General features: G+C 62.6%; 30 protein-coding genes. 18 read left to right on the top strand and 12 right to left on the bottom strand.

Annotated features, from left to right (window positions below; translation table 11 throughout):
• Window positions 1-31: 31 nt before the first annotated feature.
• The 3 genes from nfuA (at window position 32) to DMX12_RS12010 (ending at window position 2,009) form a co-directional block, all read left to right on the top strand.
• Window positions 32-616 (top strand): Fe-S biogenesis protein NfuA, encoded by a 585-nt coding sequence (gene nfuA / locus DMX12_RS12020; protein WP_003250416.1) that lies wholly within the window; start codon window positions 32-34, stop codon window positions 614-616.
• A gap of 301 nt (window positions 617-917) precedes the next feature.
• Complete coding sequence (locus DMX12_RS12015) at window positions 918-1,526, top strand: SCO family protein (RefSeq protein WP_009685906.1); 609 nt, start codon at window positions 918-920, stop codon at window positions 1,524-1,526.
• On the top strand, window positions 1,527-2,009 hold the full coding sequence (locus tag DMX12_RS12010; protein ID WP_029884912.1) for a copper chaperone PCu(A)C: 483 nt from the start codon (window positions 1,527-1,529) through the stop codon (window positions 2,007-2,009).
• A gap of 32 nt (window positions 2,010-2,041) precedes the next feature.
• Here the strand turns inward: DMX12_RS12010 and DMX12_RS12005 are convergent, their stop codons facing one another.
• From DMX12_RS12005 to DMX12_RS11970, 8 genes are all read right to left on the bottom strand, one after another.
• A complete protein-coding gene (locus DMX12_RS12005) occupies window positions 2,042-2,269 on the bottom strand; it encodes a hypothetical protein (RefSeq protein WP_029884913.1) in 228 nt (75 codons plus the stop codon).
• 72 nt (window positions 2,270-2,341) lie between these two features.
• Complete coding sequence (locus DMX12_RS12000) at window positions 2,342-3,175, bottom strand: AraC family transcriptional regulator (RefSeq protein ID WP_110677738.1); 834 nt, start codon at window positions 3,173-3,175, stop codon at window positions 2,342-2,344.
• Window positions 3,172-3,486 (bottom strand): AzlD domain-containing protein, encoded by a 315-nt coding sequence (locus DMX12_RS11995; RefSeq protein ID WP_009685903.1) that lies wholly within the window; start codon window positions 3,484-3,486, stop codon window positions 3,172-3,174. Before DMX12_RS11995 ends, DMX12_RS12000 begins: the two co-directional genes overlap by 4 nt.
• On the bottom strand, window positions 3,483-4,175 hold the full coding sequence (locus tag DMX12_RS11990; RefSeq protein WP_029884915.1) for an AzlC family ABC transporter permease: 693 nt from the start codon (window positions 4,173-4,175) through the stop codon (window positions 3,483-3,485). Before DMX12_RS11990 ends, DMX12_RS11995 begins: the two co-directional genes overlap by 4 nt.
• A gap of 121 nt (window positions 4,176-4,296) precedes the next feature.
• The gene (locus DMX12_RS11985; RefSeq protein ID WP_029884916.1) at window positions 4,297-4,992 is read right to left on the bottom strand and encodes a hypothetical protein; all 696 of its coding nucleotides are present in this window, start codon (window positions 4,990-4,992) and stop codon (window positions 4,297-4,299) included.
• 139 nt (window positions 4,993-5,131) lie between these two features.
• Window positions 5,132-6,214, bottom strand: coding sequence for a hypothetical protein (locus tag DMX12_RS11980; protein WP_110677736.1), 1,083 nt, complete (start codon window positions 6,212-6,214; stop codon window positions 5,132-5,134).
• A gap of 39 nt (window positions 6,215-6,253) precedes the next feature.
• Entirely contained in the window at window positions 6,254-6,892 is a 639-nt protein-coding gene (locus DMX12_RS11975; RefSeq protein WP_110677734.1) for a LysE family translocator, read from the bottom strand.
• A gap of 2 nt (window positions 6,893-6,894) precedes the next feature.
• Window positions 6,895-7,683 (bottom strand): YqcI/YcgG family protein, encoded by a 789-nt coding sequence (locus tag DMX12_RS11970; RefSeq protein ID WP_110677733.1) that lies wholly within the window; start codon window positions 7,681-7,683, stop codon window positions 6,895-6,897.
• Between the two features lie 160 nt (window positions 7,684-7,843).
• On the opposite strand from DMX12_RS11970, the gene DMX12_RS11965 reads away from it, so the two are divergent.
• Window positions 7,844-8,764: a LysR substrate-binding domain-containing protein gene (locus DMX12_RS11965; protein ID WP_029884919.1), complete on the top strand. Its 921-nt coding sequence runs from the start codon at window positions 7,844-7,846 to the stop codon at window positions 8,762-8,764.
• 117 nt (window positions 8,765-8,881) lie between these two features.
• Window positions 8,882-9,373, top strand: a complete 492-nt coding sequence (locus DMX12_RS11960; RefSeq protein WP_110677731.1) for a GNAT family N-acetyltransferase — start codon at window positions 8,882-8,884, stop codon at window positions 9,371-9,373.
• Window positions 9,374-9,425: 52 nt separating this feature from the next.
• Here DMX12_RS11960 and DMX12_RS11955 read toward each other — a convergent pair whose 3' ends face one another.
• Window positions 9,426-10,514 carry an asparaginase gene (locus DMX12_RS11955; protein ID WP_009685895.1) on the bottom strand — a complete coding sequence of 363 codons (1,089 nt, stop codon included), beginning with the start codon at window positions 10,512-10,514 and terminating at the stop codon, window positions 9,426-9,428.
• A 397-nt stretch (window positions 10,515-10,911) separates the two neighbouring features.
• Between DMX12_RS11955 and DMX12_RS11950 the strand changes: the two genes are divergently transcribed.
• From DMX12_RS11950 to DMX12_RS11920, 7 genes are all read left to right on the top strand, one after another.
• A complete protein-coding gene (locus DMX12_RS11950) occupies window positions 10,912-11,865 on the top strand; it encodes a sugar ABC transporter substrate-binding protein (RefSeq protein WP_009685894.1) in 954 nt (317 codons plus the stop codon).
• Between the two features lie 26 nt (window positions 11,866-11,891).
• On the top strand, window positions 11,892-13,445 hold the full coding sequence (locus DMX12_RS11945) for a sugar ABC transporter ATP-binding protein (protein ID WP_110677729.1): 1,554 nt from the start codon (window positions 11,892-11,894) through the stop codon (window positions 13,443-13,445).
• Complete coding sequence (locus tag DMX12_RS11940) at window positions 13,442-14,434, top strand: ABC transporter permease (RefSeq protein ID WP_110677727.1); 993 nt, start codon at window positions 13,442-13,444, stop codon at window positions 14,432-14,434. Before DMX12_RS11945 ends, DMX12_RS11940 begins: the two co-directional genes overlap by 4 nt.
• Before the next feature lie 4 nt (window positions 14,435-14,438).
• Window positions 14,439-15,461 carry a LacI family DNA-binding transcriptional regulator gene (locus tag DMX12_RS11935; protein ID WP_110677725.1) on the top strand — a complete coding sequence of 341 codons (1,023 nt, stop codon included), beginning with the start codon at window positions 14,439-14,441 and terminating at the stop codon, window positions 15,459-15,461.
• A 15-nt stretch (window positions 15,462-15,476) separates the two neighbouring features.
• Window positions 15,477-16,385, top strand: coding sequence for a ribokinase (gene rbsK / locus DMX12_RS11930; RefSeq protein ID WP_110677722.1), 909 nt, complete (start codon window positions 15,477-15,479; stop codon window positions 16,383-16,385).
• Complete coding sequence (gene rbsD / locus DMX12_RS11925) at window positions 16,382-16,780, top strand: D-ribose pyranase (protein ID WP_009685887.1); 399 nt, start codon at window positions 16,382-16,384, stop codon at window positions 16,778-16,780. Before rbsK ends, rbsD begins: the two co-directional genes overlap by 4 nt.
• Window positions 16,781-16,884: 104 nt before the next feature.
• Window positions 16,885-17,853 (top strand): nucleoside hydrolase, encoded by a 969-nt coding sequence (locus tag DMX12_RS11920; protein ID WP_110677720.1) that lies wholly within the window; start codon window positions 16,885-16,887, stop codon window positions 17,851-17,853.
• Here DMX12_RS11920 and DMX12_RS11915 read toward each other — a convergent pair.
• Complete coding sequence (locus DMX12_RS11915) at window positions 17,825-18,037, bottom strand: hypothetical protein (protein WP_009685885.1); 213 nt, start codon at window positions 18,035-18,037, stop codon at window positions 17,825-17,827. The genes DMX12_RS11920 and DMX12_RS11915 overlap by 29 nt on opposite strands.
• A gap of 275 nt (window positions 18,038-18,312) precedes the next feature.
• On the opposite strand from DMX12_RS11915, the gene DMX12_RS11910 reads away from it, so the two are divergent.
• Window positions 18,313-18,642, top strand: coding sequence for an I78 family peptidase inhibitor (locus DMX12_RS11910; RefSeq protein ID WP_009685884.1), 330 nt, complete (start codon window positions 18,313-18,315; stop codon window positions 18,640-18,642).
• A gap of 75 nt (window positions 18,643-18,717) precedes the next feature.
• On the opposite strand, the gene DMX12_RS11905 is transcribed toward DMX12_RS11910, so the two are convergent.
• Both DMX12_RS11905 and DMX12_RS11900 read right to left on the bottom strand, forming a co-directional pair.
• On the bottom strand, window positions 18,718-18,930 hold the full coding sequence (locus DMX12_RS11905; protein ID WP_003250656.1) for a cold-shock protein: 213 nt from the start codon (window positions 18,928-18,930) through the stop codon (window positions 18,718-18,720).
• 162 nt (window positions 18,931-19,092) lie between these two features.
• Window positions 19,093-19,398 carry a hypothetical protein gene (locus DMX12_RS11900; RefSeq protein WP_009685883.1) on the bottom strand — a complete coding sequence of 102 codons (306 nt, stop codon included), beginning with the start codon at window positions 19,396-19,398 and terminating at the stop codon, window positions 19,093-19,095.
• 334 nt (window positions 19,399-19,732) lie between these two features.
• Here DMX12_RS11900 and thrS point away from each other — a divergent pair, with 334 nt between their 5' ends.
• From thrS to pheS, 5 genes are all read left to right on the top strand, one after another.
• Window positions 19,733-21,655, top strand: coding sequence for a threonine--tRNA ligase (thrS, locus tag DMX12_RS11895; protein WP_009685881.1), 1,923 nt, complete (start codon window positions 19,733-19,735; stop codon window positions 21,653-21,655).
• Window positions 21,655-22,206 carry a translation initiation factor IF-3 gene (gene infC / locus DMX12_RS11890; protein WP_012052879.1) on the top strand — a complete coding sequence of 184 codons (552 nt, stop codon included), beginning with the start codon at window positions 21,655-21,657 and terminating at the stop codon, window positions 22,204-22,206. Before thrS ends, infC begins: the two co-directional genes overlap by 1 nt.
• A 60-nt stretch (window positions 22,207-22,266) precedes the next feature.
• Complete coding sequence (rpmI, locus tag DMX12_RS11885; RefSeq protein ID WP_003250667.1) at window positions 22,267-22,461, top strand: 50S ribosomal protein L35; 195 nt, start codon at window positions 22,267-22,269, stop codon at window positions 22,459-22,461.
• 27 nt (window positions 22,462-22,488) lie between these two features.
• The gene (rplT, locus tag DMX12_RS11880; RefSeq protein ID WP_003250671.1) at window positions 22,489-22,845 is read left to right on the top strand and encodes a 50S ribosomal protein L20; all 357 of its coding nucleotides are present in this window, start codon (window positions 22,489-22,491) and stop codon (window positions 22,843-22,845) included.
• Window positions 22,846-22,954: 109 nt separating this feature from the next.
• Window positions 22,955-23,971 carry a phenylalanine--tRNA ligase subunit alpha gene (gene pheS / locus DMX12_RS11875; protein WP_009685880.1) on the top strand — a complete coding sequence of 339 codons (1,017 nt, stop codon included), beginning with the start codon at window positions 22,955-22,957 and terminating at the stop codon, window positions 23,969-23,971.
• The last annotated feature ends 14 nt before the right edge of the window (window positions 23,972-23,985 follow it).

The following is a 23,985-nucleotide window of genomic DNA, read 5'->3' as shown; positions in this document are numbered from 1 at the left end:
ACACTTGGCGGCAAGTCTGTGAGGAACCTACATGAGCGCTATAACCATTACCGACGCCGCCCATGACTACCTGGCCGATCTGCTCTCCAAGCAGAACACGCCTGGCATCGGCATTCGTATTTTCATCACCCAGCCGGGCACCCAGTACGCCGAAACCTGCATCGCCTACTGCAAGCCGGGCGAAGAGAAGCCTGACGACACCGCCGTTGGCCTCAAGAGCTTTACCGCTTACCTGGATGCGGTCAGCGTGCCGTTCCTGGAAGATGCCCTGGTCGATTACGCCACCGACCGCATGGGTGGCCAGCTGACCATCAAGGCGCCGAACGCCAAGGTGCCGATGGTCAATGAAGACAGCCCGATCAACGAGCGTATCAACTACTACCTGCAGACCGAGATCAACCCTGGTCTGGCCAGCCATGGCGGCCAGGTCAGCCTGGTAGACGTAGTGGACGACGGCATTGCTGTGCTGCAGTTTGGCGGTGGTTGCCAAGGGTGCGGCCAGGCTGACGTAACTTTGAAAGAAGGCATCGAGCGCACCCTGCTCGAGCGTATCCCGGAGCTGAAGGGCGTGCGTGACGTGACTGACCACAGCCAGAAAGAAAACGCCTACTACTAAGCCTTCCGGCGGCTGCTGGGCTGCAGCCGCACCGTTGCCTTGGCGCATGCTTGCTGGGGCTGCGTTGCAGCCCGATCGCGACACGAGGCCGCGCCTGAACAGGCCGCTAAAGTCCGCGCACTTAGCAATAAAGTGTTACGTTTTCAAGCCCTGCGACAACAGGCCGCAGCCCGTATTTCAAGGGCTGCAGGCCTTACCTGCTCAGGTCGGGTAGAACCCCTCTGGGTGTCATGCCAGAATGCCCCGGTTTTTCGACCGGCCCGTCCCGAGGGCCGGCACCTTCCCTGTAAAGGATGGTTTCATGAATGATCTATATAGCCGGCGGGCAGTCGTCGCCGGCATGGGCGTTCTCGGGCTCGGCCTGCTGGCGGGCTGCAGCCCGGCGCGGGGGCTCGAGTTCAAGTACGGCAAGAACATGAGCAACGAGATCCTCGGGCGCAAGTTCAGCCTCAAGGACCCGCAAGGCAACGTGCGTACCCTGTCGAGCTTCTACGGCAGCATGCCCATGATTTTCTTCGGCTTCACCCAGTGCCCGGCGATCTGCCCGACCACGCTGGCGCGTGCGGCGCAGATCCGCAAGACGCTGCGCGGCCGCGACCGCGACCTGTTCCAGGTGGTGTTCATCACCCTGGACCCGGAGCGCGACACCCCCGAGGTGCTCGATGCCTACGTCAAGGCCTTTGACCCCACGTTCATCGCACTGACCGGCACCCCCGAAGAAATTGCCGCAGTAGCCAAGGAATTCAAGGTGTTCTACGAGAAAGTCCCGGCCGGGGACACCTACACCATTTCTCATTCGTCCACCAGCTACGTCTACGATACACGTGGCACCCTGCGCCTGAGCCTGGGCCATTCCCTGACAGCCAAGGAATGCGCCGAAGACCTGGTCACCCTGATGGAGATCTGCTGAATGTTGATGCAACCGATCAAACGCGGCTTGGCTGCCCTGGCCCTTGCCGGGCTGGCACTGCCGGCCCTCGCCCAGACCACTGTGAGTGAAGCCTGGGTGCGTGCCAGCGTGCCGCACCAGCAGTCCACCGGCGCATTCATGACCCTGACCGCCAGCAGCGACAGCAAGCTGGTGAGCGTGGCGTCGCCAGTTGCCAAGACCGTTCAGGTACACGAAATGACCATGAATGGCGATGTGATGGGCATGCGTGAGGTGAAGGCTGTCGAGCTACCAGCGGGCAAAGCCGTTACGCTGGACCCCAATGGCCTGCATGTGATGCTGATGGGTCTGAACGGCCAGGTCAAGGAAGGCGAGAAAGTACCGCTGAGCCTGACCATCGAAGACGCCAAAGGCGCCAAGGAAACCGTGGAAGTGCAGGCTGAAGTGCGCGCGCTCACCGCCGAGGCGGGCGGCGGCCACGACCACATGCACATGCAGCACTGACAGGTTCCAGCAAGGTAGCCTTGGCGCGCCGGTCAACTGCGAAACTTGGGCAGTGGCCGGTCGAGGGTCAGCGAGGTCAAGGTCTTGCGGACTTGCGCCTCATCGGCTTCCAGCGCCCGTAAACTCGCGCGAATCTTGCCTGCGGCGGGCACATCGCCCTGCCGGTCGATCCAGTCGGCAATCTCCTTGCACGCGCTACTCAGGCAGGCCTGGCGCTGGTTCATCAGCGACAGTAGGGTGGTGAGCTCTCTTTGGGACATGGCAGGATCCTCCGTTCAGCCCTGTTAGTGTAGCAGTGGCTAGGCGGCCTGCCTGTGGCGAGGTGCCACAGCTCAGCCTGGCCGGCAGGCGCTGCGATAGACGCCCGGCGGCACGCCGTAGGCCTGCTTGAACTGCCGGCTCAGATGGCTCTGGTCGGCAAAGCCCAGGTCGAACGCGACCTGCGACGCCACCAGGCCGTTTTTCAGCATTTCCCGTGCACGGGCCAGGCGCCGCTGTTTGAGCCAGGCGTGCGGCGGCAGGCCGGTAGCCTGGCGAAACACCCGGGCGAAGTGAAATGGCGACAGGTTGACCGCCGCTGCCAGCGCCTCCAGCGAAGGCGGGTCGGCCAGCCGGCTTTCCAGCAGTTCGCGCGCGCGGGCCACTGCCAGGGGCTCTTGGCCGGGGGCCGAAGGCGCCGCGCATTGCCCATGGCGCTGCACCAGCGCCAGCACCGCCTGGCGCCAGGCCGTCTGTTGCTGCAGGGCGCTGGCACCGGCTTCGGACAACTTGTGCAGTTGGCTGAATGCAACGGCCAGCGCCGGGTCTTGGATCACGCTGGCCTTGAAGCTGGGCATGCCGTGACGCCCCAGCTCCAGTTCCTCGAGCACCCCTGTGACCCGTTCATGGTCGGGGTAGAAACCGCGATAGCGCCAACCTGCTTCGTGAGCGGTGGCGCCGGTGTGCAGTTCGTCCGGATTGATGAGCACCATGCTGCCGACCGGGGCCAGGTGCTCGCTGCCGCGGTGCCAGAAACGCTGGGCGCCGGACTCGATCACGGTGAACACATAGCCCTCGTGAACGTGCGGGGCGAAGCGCTGCTGAACGTAACGCGCGTGCAGCATCTCGACGTCGCCTAGCGCTGGCGCCTGCCAAAGGTGTGTCTGCTCGCGCAGTGCCCCGCTCATGCCAGCCAACTGCGCAACAGGAAGAAGATCAACATGCTCACCAGCATGCTCAGCACTACGCTGCGGGTCAACAGCACCAAGGTGATGGCCGCCAGTGAGCCCAGCAGGTAGGGGTTGAGCAGGCTCAGTTCGAGCTGGTGCTCGGGCAGGAAAATGATGGGGCCGCAGATGGCCGTGAGCATGCCCGGCACGGCAAAGCCCAGAAATTGCCGCGCGTTGGAGCTAAGCCGTAAGGGCAGGCGTGGTTCCAGAAACGCGTAGCGGTTGAGAAACACGATGGCCCCCATGGCAAAAATCAGCACCCAGGTCATGTGCGTGCTCCGGCAAATTTCTGGCAGATGAAACCGGCGCTCATGCCCAGCAGCCCGGCGGCGACCAGCGCGGTCTCCCAGTGCCAGTAGCTGAACAAAACCGAGCAGAACAGCGACACGGCTACGCACGCCAGCGTGGCGAGGTTGCGCACCAGTGGCGCGATCAAGGCCACGAAGGTGGCGACGATGGAAAAGTCCAGCCCGTACTGGTCCAGGTGTGGAATGCTCTGGCCCAGCAGGATACCGGCCAGGGTGAACAGGTTCCAGGCAACGTAGAAGGTCAGGCCCACCCCTAATGCGTACCAGCGGTTGAACTGCTGCTGGTCGTACTGGCTGGTCAGGGCGAAGAATTCGTCGGTCAACAGAAAGCCCAGGCCCAGCCGCCAGCGCAGCGGCTGGTTGGACAGCACTGGGCGCATCGACAGGCCATATAGCAGGTGCTGTGAGGTCAACAGCAAAGTGGTCAGCAGTATCGATGCCAGGTTGGCGCCGCCCTTGAGCATGCCGATGGCCACCAGTTGCGCGGCGCCGGCAAAGACGATGGCCGACAGCCCTTGGCCCTGCCAAGGGCTTAGGTTGGCCTCGATGGCCATCGACCCGGCGAGCAGGCCCCAAGGGGCGACGGCAAGGGACAGCGGCAGGATGGCGATGGCGCCGTGGAGAAAGGCTTGGCGAGCAATGGTGGGCATGGTGTCTGCAATGCATTTACAGGGCAGGCCAGCATGCCAGACGGGCAGGGAGTTGGCTTGAACGATCTTGCTGGTCGACAGCGCTTTTGGCATGGGCGCCCGTAGTGCCCCCGGGCACCGGCTAGGGGTGCCGGGTCAGGTGTTGCTGCGCTGTCACGCAGCCATTGATGTCGACCGCCTTCTGCAGCAGGCTCAACCGGTGCTGTGGGTCCAGTTCGCTGAGCAGGCGGTACACCTCGGCCTGGTAGTCACGCTGGCGCCCCCACAGCATTTCCAGGCCTTGTGGCTGGTTGCGTCGGCAGGCCAGGTGGGTGGCAGGCTGCGGGTAATAGGGGGCGTACACGGTGGCCATGCTGGGGATGGCCTCCAGGGCTGTGCGGTAATCGCTACTGGCATTGTAGGGCTGGCACCAGGTGGCGATGGCCGGTGCGGGTGCGGCAAAGCCCTGCTTTAGGCTGGCTTCGAGCAACGGGCAGGCAGCTTCAGGGATCTGCGCCGCGGGAAGGTAGGTCATGTAGTACAGGGCCAACCGGTACTGGGCGACCGGGTGGCCCAGCTCGACCGACTTTTTCAACAGGGCCACCGCTGTAGGCAAGGTGTGAGCCATTGCCTGCCCCTGGCGGCTGAGCTCCGGGTCGGCGCCCAGCGACGTGCGCAGGGTGCTGCTGCCTTCTTCCTGATTGTCGGCCTGTTCCAGCAATGGCAACGCCTGGCGGTAGAGCAGGTCGGCATGCGGGTCGATATTAACCTCCAGCGCCTGGGCAGCCAGCGGCAGTAACGCAACCAGCAGCGCGGGCAGGCGCATGGCCAGGCTCACAGGTGAACCCCATGGGCGGCCAGGTAAGAGTGCACGGTTTCGACGGTCATGGCGGTCAAGCATTGCGCCTCGGGGAAATCGGAACGACCACGTATTCTAGCCAGCCAAGGGGCCTGGCCGAAAGGCCGCTGTGCAAATGTCAGACGAGTCTGATAGGGGTGACATTACGCAGGGCGTGTTTTTCCTGGGCCAGGCCCAGCTTGGCGGTGATCACCTTGGCCAAGGCATTGTTGCCCAGGTCGTTCAGGTGCAGGCGATCGATGAACAAATCTGCCCCGAACACGGGCGAGCTGCTGAGCATGCCGTTCATGTCGTAGCAGGGGACCGGATCGGCCTGGCTTTTGATGCGGCGGAAAAACGCCGAGTGCAGTTGGCTGTCGAACGCGCCGTCGAGCAGCCGGTCGAAGTTGCCCGGCTGCTGCTCCAGTGCCGCCAACATGGCCTGTTCACCGGCAGGCAGGGTTTCCCGGCACCAGGGCAGCAATGGCTGCAGGATGAAGGTCAGGGTGGCATGGCTGTCGGCCAGCAACCGGTCCCACTGCCGCAGCGTGCGGCCAATGGTGTCGGCGGCGCGAGCCAGGCGCTTCTCCGGGGCGGATAGCGGCCAACTGCCCACGGCTTCGGCTGGCGGCGGCGGCGCCAAGGCTTGACCAATGCGCCGCCACAACGATTGCCGGCGGGCGGCGGTGGCAGGCTGCAGGCCTTCGCTGAAGCTGTTGAGAAAGTCCTGGTAAGCCTTGCCATGGGCCGCTGCGGGGCTGGCGAGCACTTCGCACAGGGCTTCGTGGGCCAGGCTGTTCAGGCCGCTGAGCACGACCACGTGGCCGAGCTGGCCCAGGCGATGCTGGTGGGTCAGGAACAACAGCAGCTCCTGGCTGGCATTGAGCCCGCAACCGGCCAGGCTCAGCCAGACTTCGCCGGTGAGCATCGACAGGTGCGAGGCCACGGTGTGCTCGTCGGAGCTGGCGCCGATGCCCAGGGCTGTCGAGCCGCCCACCAGCAGGTTGATGCGCGAAGCGCCGCCGCGCTCGCCCGCAGAAAAGCGCTTGCCGGCGCAATGGCTGTAGCGCAGGCCCAGGGCATCGGTGTTGATGGTGCCGGAGCGGTAGCCGGATTCGTGCACATGCACGGTGTGTGGCGCGCGGCGGCTGCCGCGCAGCAGAAAGCGCTGGTAGTCCTGTGGCAGCGGCGAAGGAGGCGGGCTGGTGCGGGTGGGGTTCATGAATGCTCCTTCAATGGCGCCGTTGGGTGCACAGCAGTTTCAGGCCGCCAGTTCTTTCAGGTTGTACAGCAGGCCGCCTGCGGCGATCAGCAGCAGCGCCACGCCGGACGCCAGGCTGATGACCCGGTTGCTACGCTGCGAGGCGATCTTGCCGATGGCGAAGATGTACAGGCTGAGCACGGCAAAGTCGATGGCCACCCAGAGCAGCGACAGGACCACCATGCTTTTGCCGAACGACTCGGTGATCTGGATGAACTGCGGGAAGAAGGCGATGAAGAAGATGATGTCCTTCGGGTTGGAAATGCCCACCATGAACCCTTGCAGCAGCCCGCCACGGCCGGGCTTGGCCACCTCGTTCGGGGCCTCGTTCGAGGCCGCAGCAGCCGGCGCCTGCAGCGCCTCGCGCAGGGTACCCACGGCAATGTGGCCGATGAACAGGCAGCCCAGCAGGCTCATGATGTTGAGCCAGGTCTTGTCGATGGCCGCGCTGGTGAGGATGATCCAGGCGGCTGCGCCAATCAGCACCAGGGACGCCCAGTTGGTGCCGACGGCGGTGAACATGGCCTTGCGCGAGCCCGAAGCGGCCGCAGTGTTGACGATCAGTGCCACCACTGGGCCGGGCGTGGCGATCAGCAGCAGGACGGTGAGGGCATAAGTGGCGGTGAGTGCGGTATTCACGGTCAGTTCTCGATCAGGATGTCGGGTGTCGGCTGGTGTGCGGTGTGGGTATGAAACGGGCAGCGCGACGGGTTCAGCGAACCTGCCTCCTGCAGCTGGTACTGCTTCCATTCGTAGTTGTCGGCATCGCCAAAAGCGCCAAGGGTGTCGGGCACGACGCCATCGTTGTAGTGGTGTACCCGCTCGCGGATGCGCGCGCGGATGCGCCGGCCGCTTTCGCTGCGGGTGTCGGCCACTTCGTCGAAGTTTTCCCGGGGGTTGATGACGAAGGTGATGTGTTGGCCCAGGTTGCGGCTTTTCATGCGCTGGTGGCCGGGGAAGTTCATGTTGATGAACAAAGGCATGCCGGCGTAGCAGAACGACCAGCCGGTATCGGCGGGGTCGGTCGGTATGCCCTGTGGCCAGGGGTGGGGGTCGCGCGCATGCACCCCGCGCAGCACCTTCCAGGCCAGCGCCTGCTGTTCGCTCAGGCTGCTGTCGGCTGCCGTCTGCAGAAACACCACCAGTGGGCTGCCGATGCGCTGCCGGGGTGTGACAGGTGCGATGAGGCGCACATAATCGGCCAGGCCCTGTGCGATATCATCCGACAGTTGCTCGGCGCGTGCGAACAGGATGTAACAGGTTTCGCCGTTTACCGCCTTGCGGCCGAACAGGCACGGAAATTCGGGGTTGGCGAGAATGGTGCGAAATTGTTCTACGGTGGTGTACGTCCAGTGTTGCATGTCATGACCATGTTCAGCGGCGAGCTCTAGCGCATCCAGGCGATAGCAATTTCCATATCCCGTAAACATGATTTCCCCAGGCGTGAATTTAAATGAACGTTCCAGTCATATGCAGGCAGGATCTTGGTTATATTTGTTTTTTACCTGCATTTTCCGAGACGCACTTCACGTTGTAAAACGCGTGGAACTATGACCTACTATTAGTCTCACTCATGCTCGGGATATCGCCATGTCGGAACGCATCCAGGCCCTGCACGCATTGCGTGCCTTCGAGGTGGCGTCACGCTATGGCTCCTTCACCCGTGCGGCCGAAGAGCTTGCCTTGACCCAGGGTGCAGTCAGCCACCACATCAAGACCCTCGAAGCCATGTTTGGTTGCGACCTGTTCGAGCGCCGTGGGCCCAAGCTGAGCCTGACCGAGCATGGCCGTGTGCTGGCCCAGGAACTGAAAGTGGGCTTCAAGATCATCGAAAATGCCTGCGCGTTGTTGCGCCAGGACCGTTACGGGTTGCGCCTGAAGGCGCCTTCCACGCTGACCGTACGCTGGCTGCTGCGGGCGCTGGATGCGTTCAAGAAGCACGAAGACCACTGCAGCGTGCAGCTGTCGAGCGTGTGGATGGACATCGACAGCGTCGACTTCTATTCCGAGCCTTACGACTGCGCCATTCTTCTGGCCAGCGGGCGCTTCCCTGCCGACATCGACAGCTTCAAGCTGTTCGACGAGTGGCTGATACCAGTATGCCACCCCGATTACATGGCGCAAGCGCAGCCAGCCCTGAGCGACCTGCCGCAGTGCGAGTTCCTGCACCCTTCCCCCGACCGGCGCGACTGGCGGCGCTGGTTGGCGCGGATGGACGCGCTGCACATCAGTATCGACCAGGGGCAGGTATTCGACACGCTGGACCAGGGCATTTCGGCTGCCCAGCAGGGCCTGGGCATTTCGGTCGTCGACCTGGTACTGGCCAGTGCCGACCTGGCGGCCGGGCGCCTGGTTACGCCATTCAAGCATGCCGTGGCCACCGGCGACGGGTACTACATGACCTGGCTCAAGGCCAGCCCCAAGGCGCGGCAGATGCACAAGCTGCGTGACTTCCTGATGGGCCAGGTGCCGCCGCTGGCCTACAAGGATATCGACTACCTGTACGGTTGAGCCGTACTGCTTCGCGGTGGCAGAGCGCTGTGGCCAAAGTGCCTTGCAACGGCTGCGCGCATGCCAGCCAGCGGTTTAGAATGGCCGGCTTGTCATTTTGTTACCCGGAGCCTGCCCATGAGCAACCTGCAATTCCGCCAGCCCGTCATCACCGACGCCGAGCGCTGCTACCAGATTGAGGTGAGTGCCTACGAGGGCGACGAGGCGGCCACCCTGGAAAAGATCCGCACCCGTATCAGCCAGTACCCACAAGGCTTCCTGTTGCTCGAAGAGCAGGGCGGCATCGTGGGGTTCATCAACAGCGGCTGTGCCCATGCCGTGGTGATGGCTGACGAGGCGTTCAAAGAGTTGGTCGGGCATGACCCGCTGGCAGCCAATGTGGTGATCATGTCGGTGGTGGTGGACCCTGCGCACCAGGGCAAAGGCTACGCCAAGCGGCTGATGGATGAATTCATTGCGCGGACCAAGGCGCAAGGCAAGCGAACCATTCACCTGATGTGCAAGGAGCAGCATGTGGAGCTGTACCGCAAGATGGGCTACCAGTACGTGCGGCCTTCGCCCTCCGACCACGGCGGCATGGCCTGGCACGAAATGGTCATGGCCCTCTAGGCAACCGTGAGGCGGGCCTCAGCAGCCTGTGGCTGCTGAGGTTGCTGGGGTATCAGTACTCCCAGAAGATCCGCTGCAGCTCCTTGCTGTCCTGGGTCTTGGTCATTGCCACCATGGCCAGAATCCGCGCCTTCTGCGGGTTCAGGTCGTGTGCCACCACCCAGTCGTTCTTGTCATCTGGCTGTTCGGCGTTACGCAGCACGAGGCCACCCTGGTTGACGTGCGACGAGCGAATGATCTGCACACCCTCCTTGCGCAGTTCCTGCAGCGCCGGCACTACCCGTGAAGACACCGAGCCATTGCCGGTACCGGCGTGGATCAGCGCCTTGGCGCCATGTTGCGCCAACGCTTTGTAGGCGGTATCGGTCACGTTGCCATAGCCATAAGCAATGTCCACCTGTGGCAGGCTGCTGATCTGTTTGATGTCGAACTCGGAGTTGACCGTGTGACGCTTGGCCGGCAGGCGGAACCAGTACGACTTGCCTTCCACGACCATGCCCATTGGCCCCCAGGCGCTCTTGAACGCTTCTGTCTTGATGTTGACGGCCTTGCTCACGTCACGGCCAGACTGGATCTCGTCGTTCATGGTCACCAGCACGCCCTTGCCTCGCGACTGCTGGTCGCCGGCCACGGCCACTGCATTGTAGAGGTTGAGCATGCCGTCGGCGGACATGGCGGTGCCCGGGCGCATCGAGCCGACTACCACGATTGGCTTGTCGGTTTTCTCGACCAGGTTGAGGAAGTAGGCGGTTTCTTCCAGGGTGTCGGTACCGTGGGTGATGACGATACCGTCCACATCCTTGCTGTCGGCCAGTTCGGCGACGCGTTTGGCCAGCTTCAGCAGGTCATCGTTGCTGATGCTTTCCGAGGCGATCTGCATCACCTGCTCGCCGCGCACATTGGCGATGTCAGCGAGCTCCGGCACGCCGGCGATCAGCTTGTCCACCCCCAGCTTGGCAGCCTGGTAGGTGGCGCTGTTGGCGGCGCTGGCGCCAGCGCCGGCGATGGTGCCACCGGTGGCGAGGATGACCACGTTGGCCAGTTTCTGCCGGGTTTCGGCTTCCTTGGCCGAGGCGGCGGTGGGCAGGACCAGCAGCAGGGCGAGGGCGCTGGGGGCAAAGGTTTTCAGTGCGGCATTCATCGTTCTTGTGCTCTCTTCCAAATGAGATGGTTTTTGAATCGCGCAGCTTGCAAGGCATCTTTCATACCAGCTTGCGCGCGCAGTGGTGCAGGCATCGCTTTGTGTTGCAGTGCTGTGCGCAGCAGCCCCGAAACCACGGCCGCAGTGCAGGTCGGCGCAGGTGCAGCGCAGCCCGGCGCGACCCAGGGGGGCGTTGCGGGGGTAGTGTTCCATTCGAGAATCCGAACAGGCGTAGGAAAAGGTGTTCGGTTTTGCGGAAAGATTCTGGATAATCAGCGCCAACGGTTTCGGCCGCTGACCTGAAAAACGGATTTGACAAACCCTGGTACTGTTTCCATAGTTACGTACCGCAAACGTTTGCGATCCGATAAAAAAACAAGATTCGGAGTCATCGTCCATGAAACTGCCGTTCCCCGGTCGTCTGCTGGCCCTCGCTGTCGTTTCCTCACTCTCCCTTGCCTTGCCGTTTTCTGCCGCCCACGCCGAAGACAAGCCCAAGGTCGCCCTGGTCATGAAATCGCTGGCCAACGAGTTCTTCCGCACCATGGAAGACGGTGCCAAGGACTACCAGAAAAGCCACGCCGCTGAGTTCGATTTGATTGCCAACGGCATCAAGAACGAAACCGACACTGGCGAACAGATCCGCATCGTCGAGCAAATGGTCAACGCCGGCGCCAAGGCGCTGGTGATCGCGCCGGCCGATTCCAAGGCGTTGGTATCCGCGGTGAAGAAAGCCATGGACAAAGGCGTGGTGGTGATCAACATCGATAACCGCCTGGACCCCGACCTGCTCAAGAGCAAAGGCATCAGCGTGCCCTTCGTCGGCCCTGACAACCGCAAAGGCGCGCGTATGGTGGGCGAGTACCTGGCCCAACAGAAGCTCAAGGCCGGTGACCAGGTGGGCATCATCGAAGGGGTGCCAACCACCACCAACGCCCAGCAGCGCACTGCAGGCTTCAAGGACGCCATGGAAGCCGCCAAAATGAACATCGTCTCGGTCCAAAGCGGTAACTGGGAGATCGACAAAGGCAACGCCGTCGCCGCTTCCATGCTCAACGAATACCCCGACCTGAAGGCCCTGCTGGCCGGTAACGACAGCATGGCGCTGGGTGCGGTTTCGGCTGTGCGTGCCGCCGGCAAGGCGGGCCAGGTGCAAGTGGTCGGCTATGACAATATCAACGCCATCAAGCCCATGCTGGCCGATGGCCGCGTGCTCGCCACCCTTGACCAGGCCGCCAGCCAGCAAGCCGTATTCGGTATTCAGGCAGCATTGAAAATGGTCAAGGGCGAAAAGCCTGACGTGGATGCCGACAACGTCATCCAGACCCCAGTCAAGCTCGTTACCAAGTAGCCCCGACCCTGCCAGGAGAACCGGCCATGCCTGCATCGGCCAACGAAGTGGTGCTCGCTGCCAGCGGCCTTGGCAAGACCTACGCCCAGCCGGTGCTGGGTGAGGTCAGCCTGAACCTGCGGGCCGGCGAAGTGCTGGCCCTGACCGGCGAAAACGGTGCGGGCAAGAGCACGCTGTCCAAGTTGATCAGCGGCCTGGAAACCCCCACCACCGGGCACATGACCTACCGCGGCCAGGCCTACGCCCCCGCCAGCCGCAGCGAGGCCGAGCGCCTTGGCGTGCGCATGGTCATGCAGGAACTGAACCTGCTGCCAACCTTGACGGTGGCGGAAAACCTGTTTCTCGACAACCTGCCCAGCCGTTTTGGCTGGATCAACCACAAACGCCTGCGCCAGTTGGCCACGGCGGCCATGGCCAGGGTCGGGCTCGATGCCATCGACCCGGATACCCCGGTCGGCGAACTGGGTATCGGCCACCAGCAAATGGTCGAAATCGCCCGTAACCTGATCGGCGACTGCCACGTGCTGATCTTCGACGAACCCACCGCGATGCTGACCGCGCGTGAGGTTGAACTGTTATTTACCCAGATCGACCGCCTGCGCGCGCGCGGGGTGGCCATCGTGTACATCTCGCACCGCCTGGAAGAACTGCAGAGCGTCGCCCAGCGGATCGTCGTACTGCGCGACGGCAGGCAGGTGTGTGACGAGCCCATCCAGCGCTACAGCAGCGCCGAACTGGTCAACCTCATGGTGGGCCGCGAACTGGGCGAGCACATCGACCTGGGCCGGCGGCAGCTTGGCGCACCCTTGCTCAAGGTCGACCGGCTTACCCGCAGCGACAAGGTGCGCGAGGTATCTTTCGAGGTCAGGGCGGGGGAGATATTCGGCATCTCCGGCCTGATCGGGGCGGGCCGCACCGAGTTGTTGCGCCTGATCTACGGCGCCGACCGTGCTGACAGCGGCAGCATCGCATTGGGCCAGCCACCGCAGCCGGTGACCATCGATTCGCCCAAGGCGGCCGTGCGCGCAGGCATAGCCTTGATCACCGAAGACCGCAAAGGCGAGGGCCTGCTGCTGAGCCAGTCGATCAGCGCCAACATTGCCTTGGGCAACCTTGGCGCCGTGTCACGGGCCGGCGTGCTCGACGGCGAGGCGGAAAGGGCCTTGGCCGAGCGCCAGATCCAGGCCATGCGTATTCGCAGCGCCGGTGCGCAACAGGTGGTTGGCGAGCTGTCGGGTGGCAACCAGCAGAAGGTCGTGATCGGCCGGTGGCTGGAGCGCGACTGCCAGGTGCTGCTGTTCGACGAGCCCACCCGGGGCATCGATGTCGGTGCCAAGTTCGACATTTACGGCCTGCTTGCCGAGCTGGCACGCCAAGGCAAGGCCCTGGTGGTGGTGTCCAGCGACCTGCGCGAATTGATGTTGATCTGCGACCGCATCGCCGTGCTGTCTGCCGGCCGCCTGATCGACACCTTCGAGCGTGAGCACTGGACGCAGGATCAACTGTTGGCGGCAGCCTTTGCCGGTTATCAGAAACGTGACGCTCTGCTGCATGAGGCAGCCCCCAGGATGGACGTATGAAAACCACACCGCTCGACAGCCAAGGCGCCGCCGTGCGCCGCAACGGTTCCTATTACGGCCTGGGCACCTACCTGGGCCTGGCCGGCGCCTTGCTGGCGATGATCGTGCTGTTCTCGTTCCTCAGCAGCCACTTCTGGTCGTACAACACCTTCAGCACATTGGCCAACCAGATCCCGGACCTGATGGTACTGGCGGTCGGCATGACCTTCGTGCTGATCATCGGCGGTATCGACCTGTCGGTGGGGTCGGTGCTGGCCCTGGCCGCGTCGACGGTGAGCGTGGCGATGCTCGGTTGGGGCTGGGGCGTGCTACCCGCCGCGCTGCTGGGCATGGCCTTGGCTGCGCTGGCCGGCAGCATCACTGGCAGCGTGACCGTGGCCTGGCGCATCCCGTCGTTCATCGTCTCGCTCGGCGTGCTGGAAATGGCCCGTGGCCTGGCCTACCAGTTCACCGACTCGCGCACCGCCTATATCGGCGATGCCTATGCCTGGTTCTCCGACCCGGTCGCCTTTGGCATCTCGCCAGCGTTCATCATCGGCTTGCTGGTGATCGTGCTGGCCCACCTGGTGCTGACCCGCACAGTGTTCGGCCGCTACCTGATCGGCATCGGCACCAATGAAGAGGCCGTGCGCCTGGCAGGTATCGACCCACGGCCCTACAAAGTGCTGGTGTTCGCGCTGATGGGCTTGCTGGCCGGGCTGGCTGCGCTGTTCCAGATTTCCCGGTTGGAAGCGGCCGACCCGAATGCGGGCTCTGGCCTGGAACTGCAGGTCATTGCCGCCGTGGTGATCGGCGGCACCAGCCTGATGGGCGGGCGTGGCTCGGTCATCAGCACCTTCTTCGGCGTGCTGATCATTTCCGTGCTGGCCGCGGGGCTGGCGCAGATCGGTGCCAGCGAACCGACCAAGCGCATCATCACCGGGGCGGTGATCGTCATTGCCGTGGTGCTCGACACTTACCGTAGCCGGCGTGCAGGCCGGCGGAACTGACAACATGGCAACCATCAAAGATGTCGCGGCATTGGCGGGTATTTCCTATACCACGGTGTCCCATGTATTGAACAAGACCCGACCGGTCAGCGAGCAGGTGCGGCAGAAAGTGGAGGCCGCGATTGTCGAACTCGACTACGTGCCCAGTGCCGTGGCGCGTTCGCTGAAGGCTCGTAGCACGGCGACCATCGGGCTGTTGGTGCCCAGCAGCGTGAACCCTTACTTTGCCGAGCTGGCGCGGGGCATCGAGGATGCCTGTGAACGCAACGGCTATTGCGTGATTCTGTGCAACTCCGACGACAACCCGCAAAAGCAGCGCAGCTACCTGCGCGTGTTACTGGAAAAGCGCATCGACGGGCTGGTGGTGGCGTCGGTGGGCGAGGACAGCGACCTGCTGCAGAGCCTGGCCGGCGTACGTACGCCCATGGTGGTCGTCGACCGCGAGCTGGAAGGGGTGGACGCTGACCTGGTGCGCATCGACCATGAGCACGGCGCTTACCTGGCGACCCAGCACCTGCTGGCCCTGGGGCACCGCGACATCGCCTACATCGGTGGCCCCGCCGATACCGGGGTAACCCAGCTGCGCCTGCGCGGCTTTCATCGGGCCATGGCCGGGGCGCAGGCGCCGGTGCACAGTGACCGTGTGCTGCACTGCGACTTCACCAGCCCGGGCGGCCATGCCGCCGCTGCGCAAGTGTTGCACGGGCGGCGCCCTACGGCCATTTTTGCGGGCAACGACATGATCGGTTTCGGCGTGCTGCGCGCTGCCGCCGAACGCAATATCAACGTGCCCGGCGAACTGTCGGTGATCGGCTTCGACGACATCGAGCTCAGCCGCTACGTGTACCCGCCGTTGACCACCGTGGGCCAGTCGATCCGCGAACTGGGCGAGAGCGCTGCCTCGCTGTTGCTGGCGCGCATCGGCACACCCCGGCAAGGCATGGCCGAGCAGCGCATCGTCGCCCCGCGCATTGTCTTGCGCGAATCCACCGGGCCGCGCCCGGACCTGTTCAACGATTACCGCTAACGCTAAGGAACTGTCATGAATGCCAAGGTTGTGGTGGTCGGCAGCCTCAACATGGACCTGGTGGTCCGCGCCCAGCGCTTGCCTCGCGCCGGCGAAACCCTGCCCGGCGAACGTTTTTTCACGGTGCCGGGCGGCAAGGGGGCCAACCAGGCCGTAGCGGCTGCGCGCCTGGGCGCCAGCGTGGCGATGATTGGCAATGTCGGCGATGACGATTATGGCCGCCAGTTGCACCAGGCATTGTCCGCAGAAGGCATCGACTGCCAGGGCGTCAGTACCTGCCCCGGCGTGTCCAGCGGTGTAGCCCTGATCACCGTGGATGCCGCCAGCCAGAATTGCATTGTCATCATCCCCGGCGGCAACGGCCTGCTGACGCCGCAGTCGGTGCAGCACTTCGAGGCGTTGTTGCAGGCTGCGCAGGTGGTCATCTGCCAGTTGGAGGTGCCGGTCGACACGGTGGCCTGGACGCTGAGGCGGGCGCGTGAACTGGGCAAGCAGGTGATCCTCAACCCGGCGCCTGCCACCGGCCCGTTGCCTGCGCAATGGTTCGCGTTCATTGATTACCTCACCCCCAATGAAAGCGAGGCCGAAGCGCTGACCGGCATTGCGGTGACCGACCAGGCGAGCGCGCAGCTTGCCGCAGAGCGCTTGCTGCAGGCGGGGGCGGGCAAGGTGATCGTCACGCTGGGCGCGCAAGGGGCGTTGCTGGTAACGCCCGAGGGGCACCAGCATTACCCCGCACCGGTGGTGCAGCCGCTGGACACCACTGCTGCTGGCGACACCTTCATTGGCGGCTTCGCTGCAGGCCTGGTGCGTGGTTTGGAGGAGGGCGAGGCCATCGCCTTCGGTCAGCGTGCTGCGGCGCTGTCGGTGACACGCGCTGGCGCGCAGCCATCAATCCCTTACCTGGCGGAGCTGGTGCCATGAAGAAAACCCCGCTGCTGAACGTTGCCCTGTCGCGCACCATCGCCGGCATGGGCCATGGCGATATCCTGGTGATCGGCGATGCGGGCCTGCCGGTGCCGCCAGGCGTGGAAATGATCGACCTGGCGATCACCCCTGGCTTGCCGGACTTCGCCAGTGTGTTGCGCGCCGTGCTGAGCGAGCTTCAGGTGGAGCGGCATGTGCTGGCCGAGGAAATGCAGAAAGTGGTGCCGCCAGCGCTGGTCGAGCTCGAGCGTCTCAAGGGCAAGCTGGGCAAGCGCGAATGGCTTAGCCATGAAGCATTCAAGGTGCTGTCGCGCAGTGCGCGCGCGGTGGTGCGTACCGGTGAGTGCCAGCCCTACAGCAATATCGCGCTGGTTTCCGGCGTCACGTTCTGAGCCGTTGACCAGCCGCCGGTGCCACCCGGCGCGTCGGCCGTTATTCACCAAAGGCAACAGGAGTGCCATTCCATGCTCAAGCCCTGGCTTCAAGGACTCGCTTCATGCTCACTGCCACCAGCTTGCAGGCTGCCCCCATCGACCTGATCATCGACACCGACCCCGGTGCCGACGACGTGGTCGCCTTGTTCCTGGCCCTGGCCTCGCCAGAAGAACTCAATATTCGCGCCATCACCACCGTGGCCGGCAATGTGCGCCTGGATAAAACCTCCCGCAACGCCCGCCTGGCGCGCGAATGGGCTGGCCGCGAAGACATCCCGGTTTACGCGGGGGCCGGCCGCCCGCTGGTGCGCGCACCTGTCTATGCCGCAGAAGTGCACGGCGAAGAAGGCCTGGCCGGCGTTCAAGTGCATGAGCCGAAGGCCCCGCTGGCCGCCGGCAACGCCGTGCAGTACCTGGTAGACACCTTGGCGGCCGCCAAGCCGCACAGCATCACCGTGGCCATGCTCGGCCCACAGACCAACCTGGCCCTGGCGCTGATCCAGCGCCCGGAGATTGCCACGGGCATCAAGGAGGTGGTGGTCATGGGCGGCGCCCACTTCAACGGCGGCAACATCACCCCAGCGGCAGAATTCAACCTCTACGCCGACCCCCATGCAGCTCAGGTGGTTCTGGCCAGCGGGGTGCAACTGACCTATCTACCGCTGGACGTCACCCACAAGCTGCTGACCAGCGACGCCCGGCTGCAGCAGTTGGCCGCGGTGAATACACAAGCCAGCAAGCGGGTGGTGGACATTCTCAACGTGTACATCAAGCACGACATGGCGTTGTACGGCATGCCCGGCGGTCCGGTGCATGACGCCAGCGTCATTGCCTACTTGCTCAAGCCCGAACTGTTCAGCGGCCGGCGCATTCACCTGAGCATCGACAGCCGCGAAGGCCCGACCTTTGGTCAGACCGTCGCTGACTGGTACGGCGTGCTCAAGCAGCCGGCCAATGTGCTGTGGGTGGAACAGGGTGACGCCCAAGGCCTGTTCGACCTGCTTAGCGCCCGGTTGGCGCGGCTGCAATAGCTGCGTGCGGGGCGTAGCGCTCCAGCACCTGCTCGATGAAGCTGCGTGCTGCCTCGGGGCCGCGGTCGCGCACCAGCAGGTCGATGCCGATCAACAGCAACTCCTCTGGTGTGCCAGGGCTGTACGCACTCTGGCCCTCGGCCCACTTGACCTTGATATCGGCATCGATGGTGTGGCTGCTCATGAAAAGCTCTCGCTAGGGGCCCGGAACGAAGGGGTGAACACCTGACCCTGGTGTTCGATGGAGGCGGGATGCACTCCACTTCTTGCAGCAAATCATGGCTTTGCGCCAGTGACCGTGCGCGCTAAGCATATGGCAAACGCAGCGGGTTGTGCAAAATCCGGTCACGATTGCTTTTCCCCCTCATTGATCGAGTTCAGGCAGACTTGACCGGTTTTGCAACAAATGATGAGCGGAACTGTCGGATCAGACATTCCCATACCGATTTAGGAGGCTTCATGTTCCGTACCCGTGCTTACCTGGCAACCCTGGCGATGGCTGCTGTCCTGGCTGGTTGCAGCACTGGTGGCGATGCTGGTGGTAATGCCGGTGGGGCTGCACCGGCTGCGCCGGCCGGCAACGACGGCCGCTGCGATGCCAGCGGCGCAGACTTTGCCATGGGCAAGCAGGCCAGTGCCGAGTTGCTGGAGCAGGCGCGCAAGGCCAGTGGTTCGCAAATAGCGCGTATTCTCAAGCCGCACGACGTGGTAACCCTGGAGTACCGGTCCGAGCGCTTGAACCTTAACGTCAATGAGCAGGGTGTGGTCAACCGCGTCAACTGCGGCTGATTCAGCTACCCCCGGCCCCTGGGGCGCGCCCAAAAAAAACCCGCCACAAGGGCGGGTTTTTTACAGCTATCCGAATTACTCCGGACGAACCTGTGCAGCCTGCATGCCTTTCTGGCCGCGCTCGGCGACGAAGGAAACAGTCTGGCCTTCTTTCAGGCTCTTGAAGCCGTCAGATTCGATGGCTTTGAAGTGAACGAACAGGTCGTCGCCGCCGCCTGCTGGGGTGATGAAGCCGTAGCCTTTCTCATCATTGAACCATTTGACGGTGCCTTGTTGGCGATTGGACATGGGTGAATCTCCAGAACATTTAGTTTTTTCGGTGGTGCAATGCGGCCGAGGCTACGGAGCACGGGACGTATCATAGTCCATTTCTGCGCATCTAGCGCCTTTTACCTTCGCCGGATATTGATCCAGCTCAAAGATTTACCGGCCGCCTTTGGCTTTAAGGTTTCAGCCCTTTGGTGCGCAGGCCTGTTTCACAACCGTTTGCGCTTTCTGCATCAGCTTGGCGTCCACGCCATCCTTGCTGTCCAGGTCGGCAATTTCGGCATCGGTGAAGTTCTTCTTGATGGCTTGGGCGCCACAGTCGCAGTGTTTCTTCGCAGTTGCAGCATCAACGCCCTGGCCGCTGGCCACCTGCGTGCACTGGGCCATGTAGCCGGCCTCTTTCCCCGGTGGGAAGTTGCCAGCGTTCGCGGCTACCGGCAGCAGCAGGGCAGCAGTGGCCGCCAGGGCCAGAAGAGACGGAACTCGCATAACCAGTTACTCCTTGGGTTAAGGTCTCATCAAGAGTAGGTTGCTTCCCAAAGTCTGATAGGGCTTTTTCCGGGTTAGTTCACCCCAACCCCGTAATTTCCAAATATTTCTGCCTGCGGCGCAACCCGCGTGCTAGCATGCTCGGCTTGTGTTCGCGCCTTTGCCTGGCGCAGCCATTTTTCTTTCCAGTCACTCTGGTTCGTCCCTCGCAAGCCGAAAGGCTTCTGCCACTGTGAGGCAGGCTTCCTTTGCAGGAAGGCAGGTCGGATCTTGTACTGGCTCATCCCAACCCACGTGACCTTTGGTAGGGGTCACCACTAGGAGAGGAGGCGCCATGCCCGTTATTACTCTTCCCGATGGCAGTCAGCGTTCGTTTGATCACGCCGTATCCGTAGCCGATGTCGCCGCATCCATTGGTGCAGGCCTCGCCAAGGCCACCGTGGCCGGCAAGGTCGACGGCAAGCTGGTCGACGCCTGCGACCTGATCAGCCACGACGCCACACTGCAGATCATCACCCCTAAAGATGCAGAGGGACTGGAGATCATCCGCCACTCGTGCGCCCATTTGGTTGGCCACGCGGTGAAGCAGCTGTACCCGACCGCCAAGATGGTGATCGGCCCGGTGATCGACGAAGGCTTCTATTACGACATCGCCTACGAGCGCCCCTTCACCCCTGAAGACCTGGCCGCCATCGAAAAGCGCATGATGGAGCTGATCGACAAAGACTACGACGTGGTCAAGAAGGTCACCCCGCGCGCCGAAGTCATCGACGTATTCACCGCCCGTGGCGAAGACTACAAGCTGCGCCTGGTCGAAGACATGCCGGACGAACAGGCCATGGGCCTGTACTACCACGAAGAATACGTTGACATGTGCCGTGGCCCGCACGTGCCCAACACCCGCTTCCTCAAGGCTTTCAAGCTGACCAAGCTGTCCGGCGCCTACTGGCGTGGCGATGCCAAGAACGAGCAGTTGCAGCGCGTGTACGGCACCGCCTGGGCGGACAAGAAGCAGCTGGCAGCCTACATCCAGCGCATCGAAGAAGCCGAAAAACGCGACCACCGCAAGATCGGCAAGCAGCTCGACCTGTTCCACCTGCAGGAAGAAGCCCCGGGCATGGTGTTCTGGCACGCCAACGGCTGGACCGTCTACCAGGTGCTCGAGCAGTACATGCGTGGCGTGCAGCGCGAAAACGGCTACCAGGAAATCAAGACCCCGCAGGTTGTCGACCGTATTCTGTGGGAGCGTTCCGGCCACTGGTCCAACTACGCCGAGAACATGTTCACCACTTCGTCGGAAAGCCGCGACTACGCGGTAAAACCGATGAACTGCCCGTGCCACGTGCAGGTGTTCAACCAGGGCCTGAAAAGCTACCGCGACCTGCCGCTGCGCCTGGCCGAGTTCGGTGCCTGCCACCGTAACGAGCCATCCGGTGCCCTGCACGGCATCATGCGCGTACGTGGCTTCGTACAGGACGACGCGCACATCTTCTGCACCGAAGAACAGGTGAAGAAAGAAGCAGCCGACTTCATCAAGCTGACCCTGGACGTGTACAAGGACTTCGGCTTCAGCGACATTGCCATGAAGCTGTCCACCCGCCCGGCCAAGCGTGTCGGTTCCGAAGAGCTGTGGGACCGTGCCGAGGGTGCACTGGCCGACGCCCTCAACGAATCCGGCCTGGAGTGGGAATACCAGCCAGGCGAAGGTGCCTTCTACGGTCCGAAGATCGAGTTCACCCTGCGTGACTGCCTTGGCCGTAACTGGCAGTGCGGTACCCTGCAGTACGATCCGAACCTGCCAGAGCGCCTGGATGCCAGCTACATCGCCGAAGACAACAGCCGCGTGCGCCCGGTGATGCTGCACCGCGCCATCCTCGGCTCGTTCGAGCGCTTCATCGGCATGCTGATCGAGCACTACGCTGGCGTGTTCCCGGCCTGGCTCGCACCGACCCAGGCGGTGATCATGAACATCACCGACAAACAGGCCGATTTCGCCCTTCAGGTGGAGAAATCTCTGAACGGTAGCGGTTTCCGTGCCAAGTCGGACTTGAGAAATGAGAAGATCGGCTTTAAAATCCGCGAGCATACTTTGCTCAAGGTCCCGTACCTTTTGGTTATAGGGGACCGCGAAGTCGAAACGCAAACCGTCGCTGTGCGCACTCGCGAAGGTGCTGACCTGGGCTCCATGCCCGTCGCCCAGTTCGTTGAGCTGCTGAATCAAGCGGTTTCCCGGCGTGGTCGCCAAGAATCGGAGTAATGACTATTAAGCGTGAAATGAGAAACGATAAGCGTGCTGTACCGAAGGCCCCGATCAACGAGAATATCTCGGCCCGCGAGGTTCGGTTAATTGGCGCAGACGGCGAGCAAGTTGGCATCGTCTCGATTGATGAAGCGCTGCGTATCGCTGATGAAGCGAAGCTGGACCTGGTAGAAATCTCTGCAGACGCAGTACCACCTGTCTGCAAGGTAATGGACTACGGCAAGCACCTCTTCGAGAAGAAGAAGCAGGCTAACGAAGCCAAGAAAAACCAGAAACAGATCCAGATCAAAGAAATCAAGTTTCGTCCAGGGACGGAGGATGGGGATTACCAGGTAAAACTACGCAACCTGGTACGTTTCCTTACCGATGGGGACAAGGCCAAGATCTCTCTGAGATTCCGCGGCCGTGAGATGGCCCACCAGGAGCTGGGCATGGAGCTGTTGAAGCGGGTCGAAGCCGACCTCGCCGAATACGGCACCGTTGAGCAGCATCCTAAGATGGAAGGACGCCAGCTTATGATGGTCATCGCCCCCAAGAAAAAGAAATAATCTCCCGGGCACGGCAGGCCTGATGATTATGTGTAATTTTATCGAATGCGGAGTTCCAACATGCCAAAAATGAAAACCAAGAGCGGTGCTGCGAAGCGCTTCCTGAAGACTGCTTCGGGCTTCAAGCACAAGCACGCTTTCAAGAGCCACATCCTGACCAAAATGTCGACCAAGCGTAAGCGTCAACTGCGCGGTGCCAGCTTGCTGCACCCGTCCGACGTGGCGAAAGTCGAGCGCATGCTGCGCGTACGTTAATTCTGGTTAAGATAGAGGAAGTTACTCATGGCTCGTGTTAAGCGCGGCGTTATCGCTCGTAAGCGTCACAAAAAAATTCTGAAGCTGGCTAAAGGTTACTACGGTGCACGTTCGCGCGTATTCCGTGTAGCCAAGCAAGCGGTCATCAAGGCTGGCCAATACGCCTACCGCGACCGTCGCCAGAAGAAGCGTCAGTTCCGCGCACTGTGGATCGCTCGTATCAACGCCGGTGCCCGCACCAACGGTCTGTCCTACAGCCGTCTGATTGCTGGCCTGAAAAAGGCTTCGATCGAAATCGACCGTAAGGTTCTGGCCGATCTGGCAGTGAACGAAAAAGCGGCGTTTGCTGCGATTGTCGAGAAAGCTAAAGCCGTTCTGGCTTAAGTACCCGCGACAATCACCCGGCGGCGCTCGCGGCGCCGGGCATTGAACGTCATCGATAGGGGAAGAGCCTTCAAAGCTCTTCCCCTATTTTCGTATCTGGAGTCTGTACATGGAAAACCTGGATGCGCTGGTCTCCCAAGCCCTAGAGGCCGTGGAGCGCGCTGAAGACATCACTACCCTGGAACAGATCCGGGTTAACTATCTCGGCAAGAAAGGCGAGCTGACCCAGGTGATGAAGACCCTGGGCAACCTGCCAGCCGAAGAGCGGCCGAAAGTCGGCGCGCTGATCAATGACGCCAAAGAGCGCGTTACCGTTGTGCTCAATGCCCGCAAGGCTGCCTTTGAAGAAGCCGAACTCAGCGCTCGCCTGGCTGCCGAATGCATTGACGTCACCCTGCCAGGCCGTGGCCAGGCCACCGGTGGCCTGCACCCGATCACCCGTACCCTCGAGCGCATCGAGCAGTTCTTCACCCACATTGGCTACGGCATTGCCGAAGGCCCTGAGGTGGAAGACGACTACCACAACTTCGAAGCGCTCAACATCCCCGGCCACCACCCGGCCCGGGCGATGCACGACACCTTCTACTTCAATGCCAACATGCTGCTGCGTACCCACACCTCGCCGGTGCAGGTGCGGACCATGGAGTCCACCCAGCCGCCCATCCGCATTGTCTGCCCGGGCCGCGTTTATCGCTGCGACTCGGATATCACCCACTCGCCGATGTTCCACCAGGTCGAAGGCCTGCTGATCGACCGCGACATCAACTTCGCCGACCTCAAGGGCACCATCGAAGAGTTCCTGCGCGTGTTCTTCGAGAAAGAACTGGCGGTGCGTTTCCGCCCATCGTTCTTCCCCTTCACCGAGCCGTCCGCCGAAGTCGATATCCAGTGCGTGATGTGCTCCGGCAACGGCTGCCGGGTGTGCAAGCAAACCGGCTGGCTGGAAGTGATGGGTTGCGGCATGGTGCACCCGAACGTGCTGCGCATGTCTGGCATCGACCCGGAAGAGTTCCAGGGCTTCGCCTTTGGCATGGGGGCCGAGCGCCTGGCCATGCTGCGCTATGGCGTCAACGATTTGCGTCTGTTCTTCGACAACGACCTGCGGTTCCTGGCGCAATTCCGCTAGGCCCAATCGACGCA

This window comes from Pseudomonas sp. MB-090624, assembly GCF_003205245.1.
GTDB lineage: Bacteria > Pseudomonadota > Gammaproteobacteria > Pseudomonadales > Pseudomonadaceae > Aquipseudomonas > Aquipseudomonas juntendi.
The sequence above is the reverse complement of the archived record's forward strand: the minus strand, read 5'-3'. Positions and strand labels throughout refer to the sequence as shown.

Coding starts and splice junctions, on each gene's coding strand:
- nfuA (WP_003250416.1), top strand. CDS start 32: ATGAGCGCTATAACCATTACCGACGCCGCCCATGACTACCTGGCCGAT.
- DMX12_RS12015 (WP_009685906.1), top strand. CDS start 918: ATGAATGATCTATATAGCCGGCGGGCAGTCGTCGCCGGCATGGGCGTT.
- DMX12_RS12010 (WP_029884912.1), top strand. CDS start 1,527: ATGTTGATGCAACCGATCAAACGCGGCTTGGCTGCCCTGGCCCTTGCC.
- DMX12_RS12005 (WP_029884913.1), bottom strand. CDS start 2,269: ATGTCCCAAAGAGAGCTCACCACCCTACTGTCGCTGATGAACCAGCGC.
- DMX12_RS12000 (WP_110677738.1), bottom strand. CDS start 3,175: ATGAGCGGGGCACTGCGCGAGCAGACACACCTTTGGCAGGCGCCAGCG.
- DMX12_RS11995 (WP_009685903.1), bottom strand. CDS start 3,486: ATGACCTGGGTGCTGATTTTTGCCATGGGGGCCATCGTGTTTCTCAAC.
- DMX12_RS11990 (WP_029884915.1), bottom strand. CDS start 4,175: ATGCCCACCATTGCTCGCCAAGCCTTTCTCCACGGCGCCATCGCCATC.
- DMX12_RS11980 (WP_110677736.1), bottom strand. CDS start 6,214: ATGAACCCCACCCGCACCAGCCCGCCTCCTTCGCCGCTGCCACAGGAC.
- DMX12_RS11970 (WP_110677733.1), bottom strand. CDS start 7,683: ATGTTTACGGGATATGGAAATTGCTATCGCCTGGATGCGCTAGAGCTC.
- DMX12_RS11965 (WP_029884919.1), top strand. CDS start 7,844: ATGTCGGAACGCATCCAGGCCCTGCACGCATTGCGTGCCTTCGAGGTG.
- DMX12_RS11960 (WP_110677731.1), top strand. CDS start 8,882: ATGAGCAACCTGCAATTCCGCCAGCCCGTCATCACCGACGCCGAGCGC.
- DMX12_RS11955 (WP_009685895.1), bottom strand. CDS start 10,514: ATGAATGCCGCACTGAAAACCTTTGCCCCCAGCGCCCTCGCCCTGCTG.
- DMX12_RS11950 (WP_009685894.1), top strand. CDS start 10,912: ATGAAACTGCCGTTCCCCGGTCGTCTGCTGGCCCTCGCTGTCGTTTCC.
- DMX12_RS11945 (WP_110677729.1), top strand. CDS start 11,892: ATGCCTGCATCGGCCAACGAAGTGGTGCTCGCTGCCAGCGGCCTTGGC.
- DMX12_RS11940 (WP_110677727.1), top strand. CDS start 13,442: ATGAAAACCACACCGCTCGACAGCCAAGGCGCCGCCGTGCGCCGCAAC.
- DMX12_RS11935 (WP_110677725.1), top strand. CDS start 14,439: ATGGCAACCATCAAAGATGTCGCGGCATTGGCGGGTATTTCCTATACC.
- rbsK (WP_110677722.1), top strand. CDS start 15,477: ATGAATGCCAAGGTTGTGGTGGTCGGCAGCCTCAACATGGACCTGGTG.
- rbsD (WP_009685887.1), top strand. CDS start 16,382: ATGAAGAAAACCCCGCTGCTGAACGTTGCCCTGTCGCGCACCATCGCC.
- DMX12_RS11920 (WP_110677720.1), top strand. CDS start 16,885: ATGCTCACTGCCACCAGCTTGCAGGCTGCCCCCATCGACCTGATCATC.
- DMX12_RS11915 (WP_009685885.1), bottom strand. CDS start 18,037: ATGAGCAGCCACACCATCGATGCCGATATCAAGGTCAAGTGGGCCGAG.
- DMX12_RS11910 (WP_009685884.1), top strand. CDS start 18,313: ATGTTCCGTACCCGTGCTTACCTGGCAACCCTGGCGATGGCTGCTGTC.
- DMX12_RS11905 (WP_003250656.1), bottom strand. CDS start 18,930: ATGTCCAATCGCCAACAAGGCACCGTCAAATGGTTCAATGATGAGAAA.
- DMX12_RS11900 (WP_009685883.1), bottom strand. CDS start 19,398: ATGCGAGTTCCGTCTCTTCTGGCCCTGGCGGCCACTGCTGCCCTGCTG.
- thrS (WP_009685881.1), top strand. CDS start 19,733: ATGCCCGTTATTACTCTTCCCGATGGCAGTCAGCGTTCGTTTGATCAC.
- infC (WP_012052879.1), top strand. CDS start 21,655: ATGACTATTAAGCGTGAAATGAGAAACGATAAGCGTGCTGTACCGAAG.
- rpmI (WP_003250667.1), top strand. CDS start 22,267: ATGCCAAAAATGAAAACCAAGAGCGGTGCTGCGAAGCGCTTCCTGAAG.
- rplT (WP_003250671.1), top strand. CDS start 22,489: ATGGCTCGTGTTAAGCGCGGCGTTATCGCTCGTAAGCGTCACAAAAAA.
- pheS (WP_009685880.1), top strand. CDS start 22,955: ATGGAAAACCTGGATGCGCTGGTCTCCCAAGCCCTAGAGGCCGTGGAG.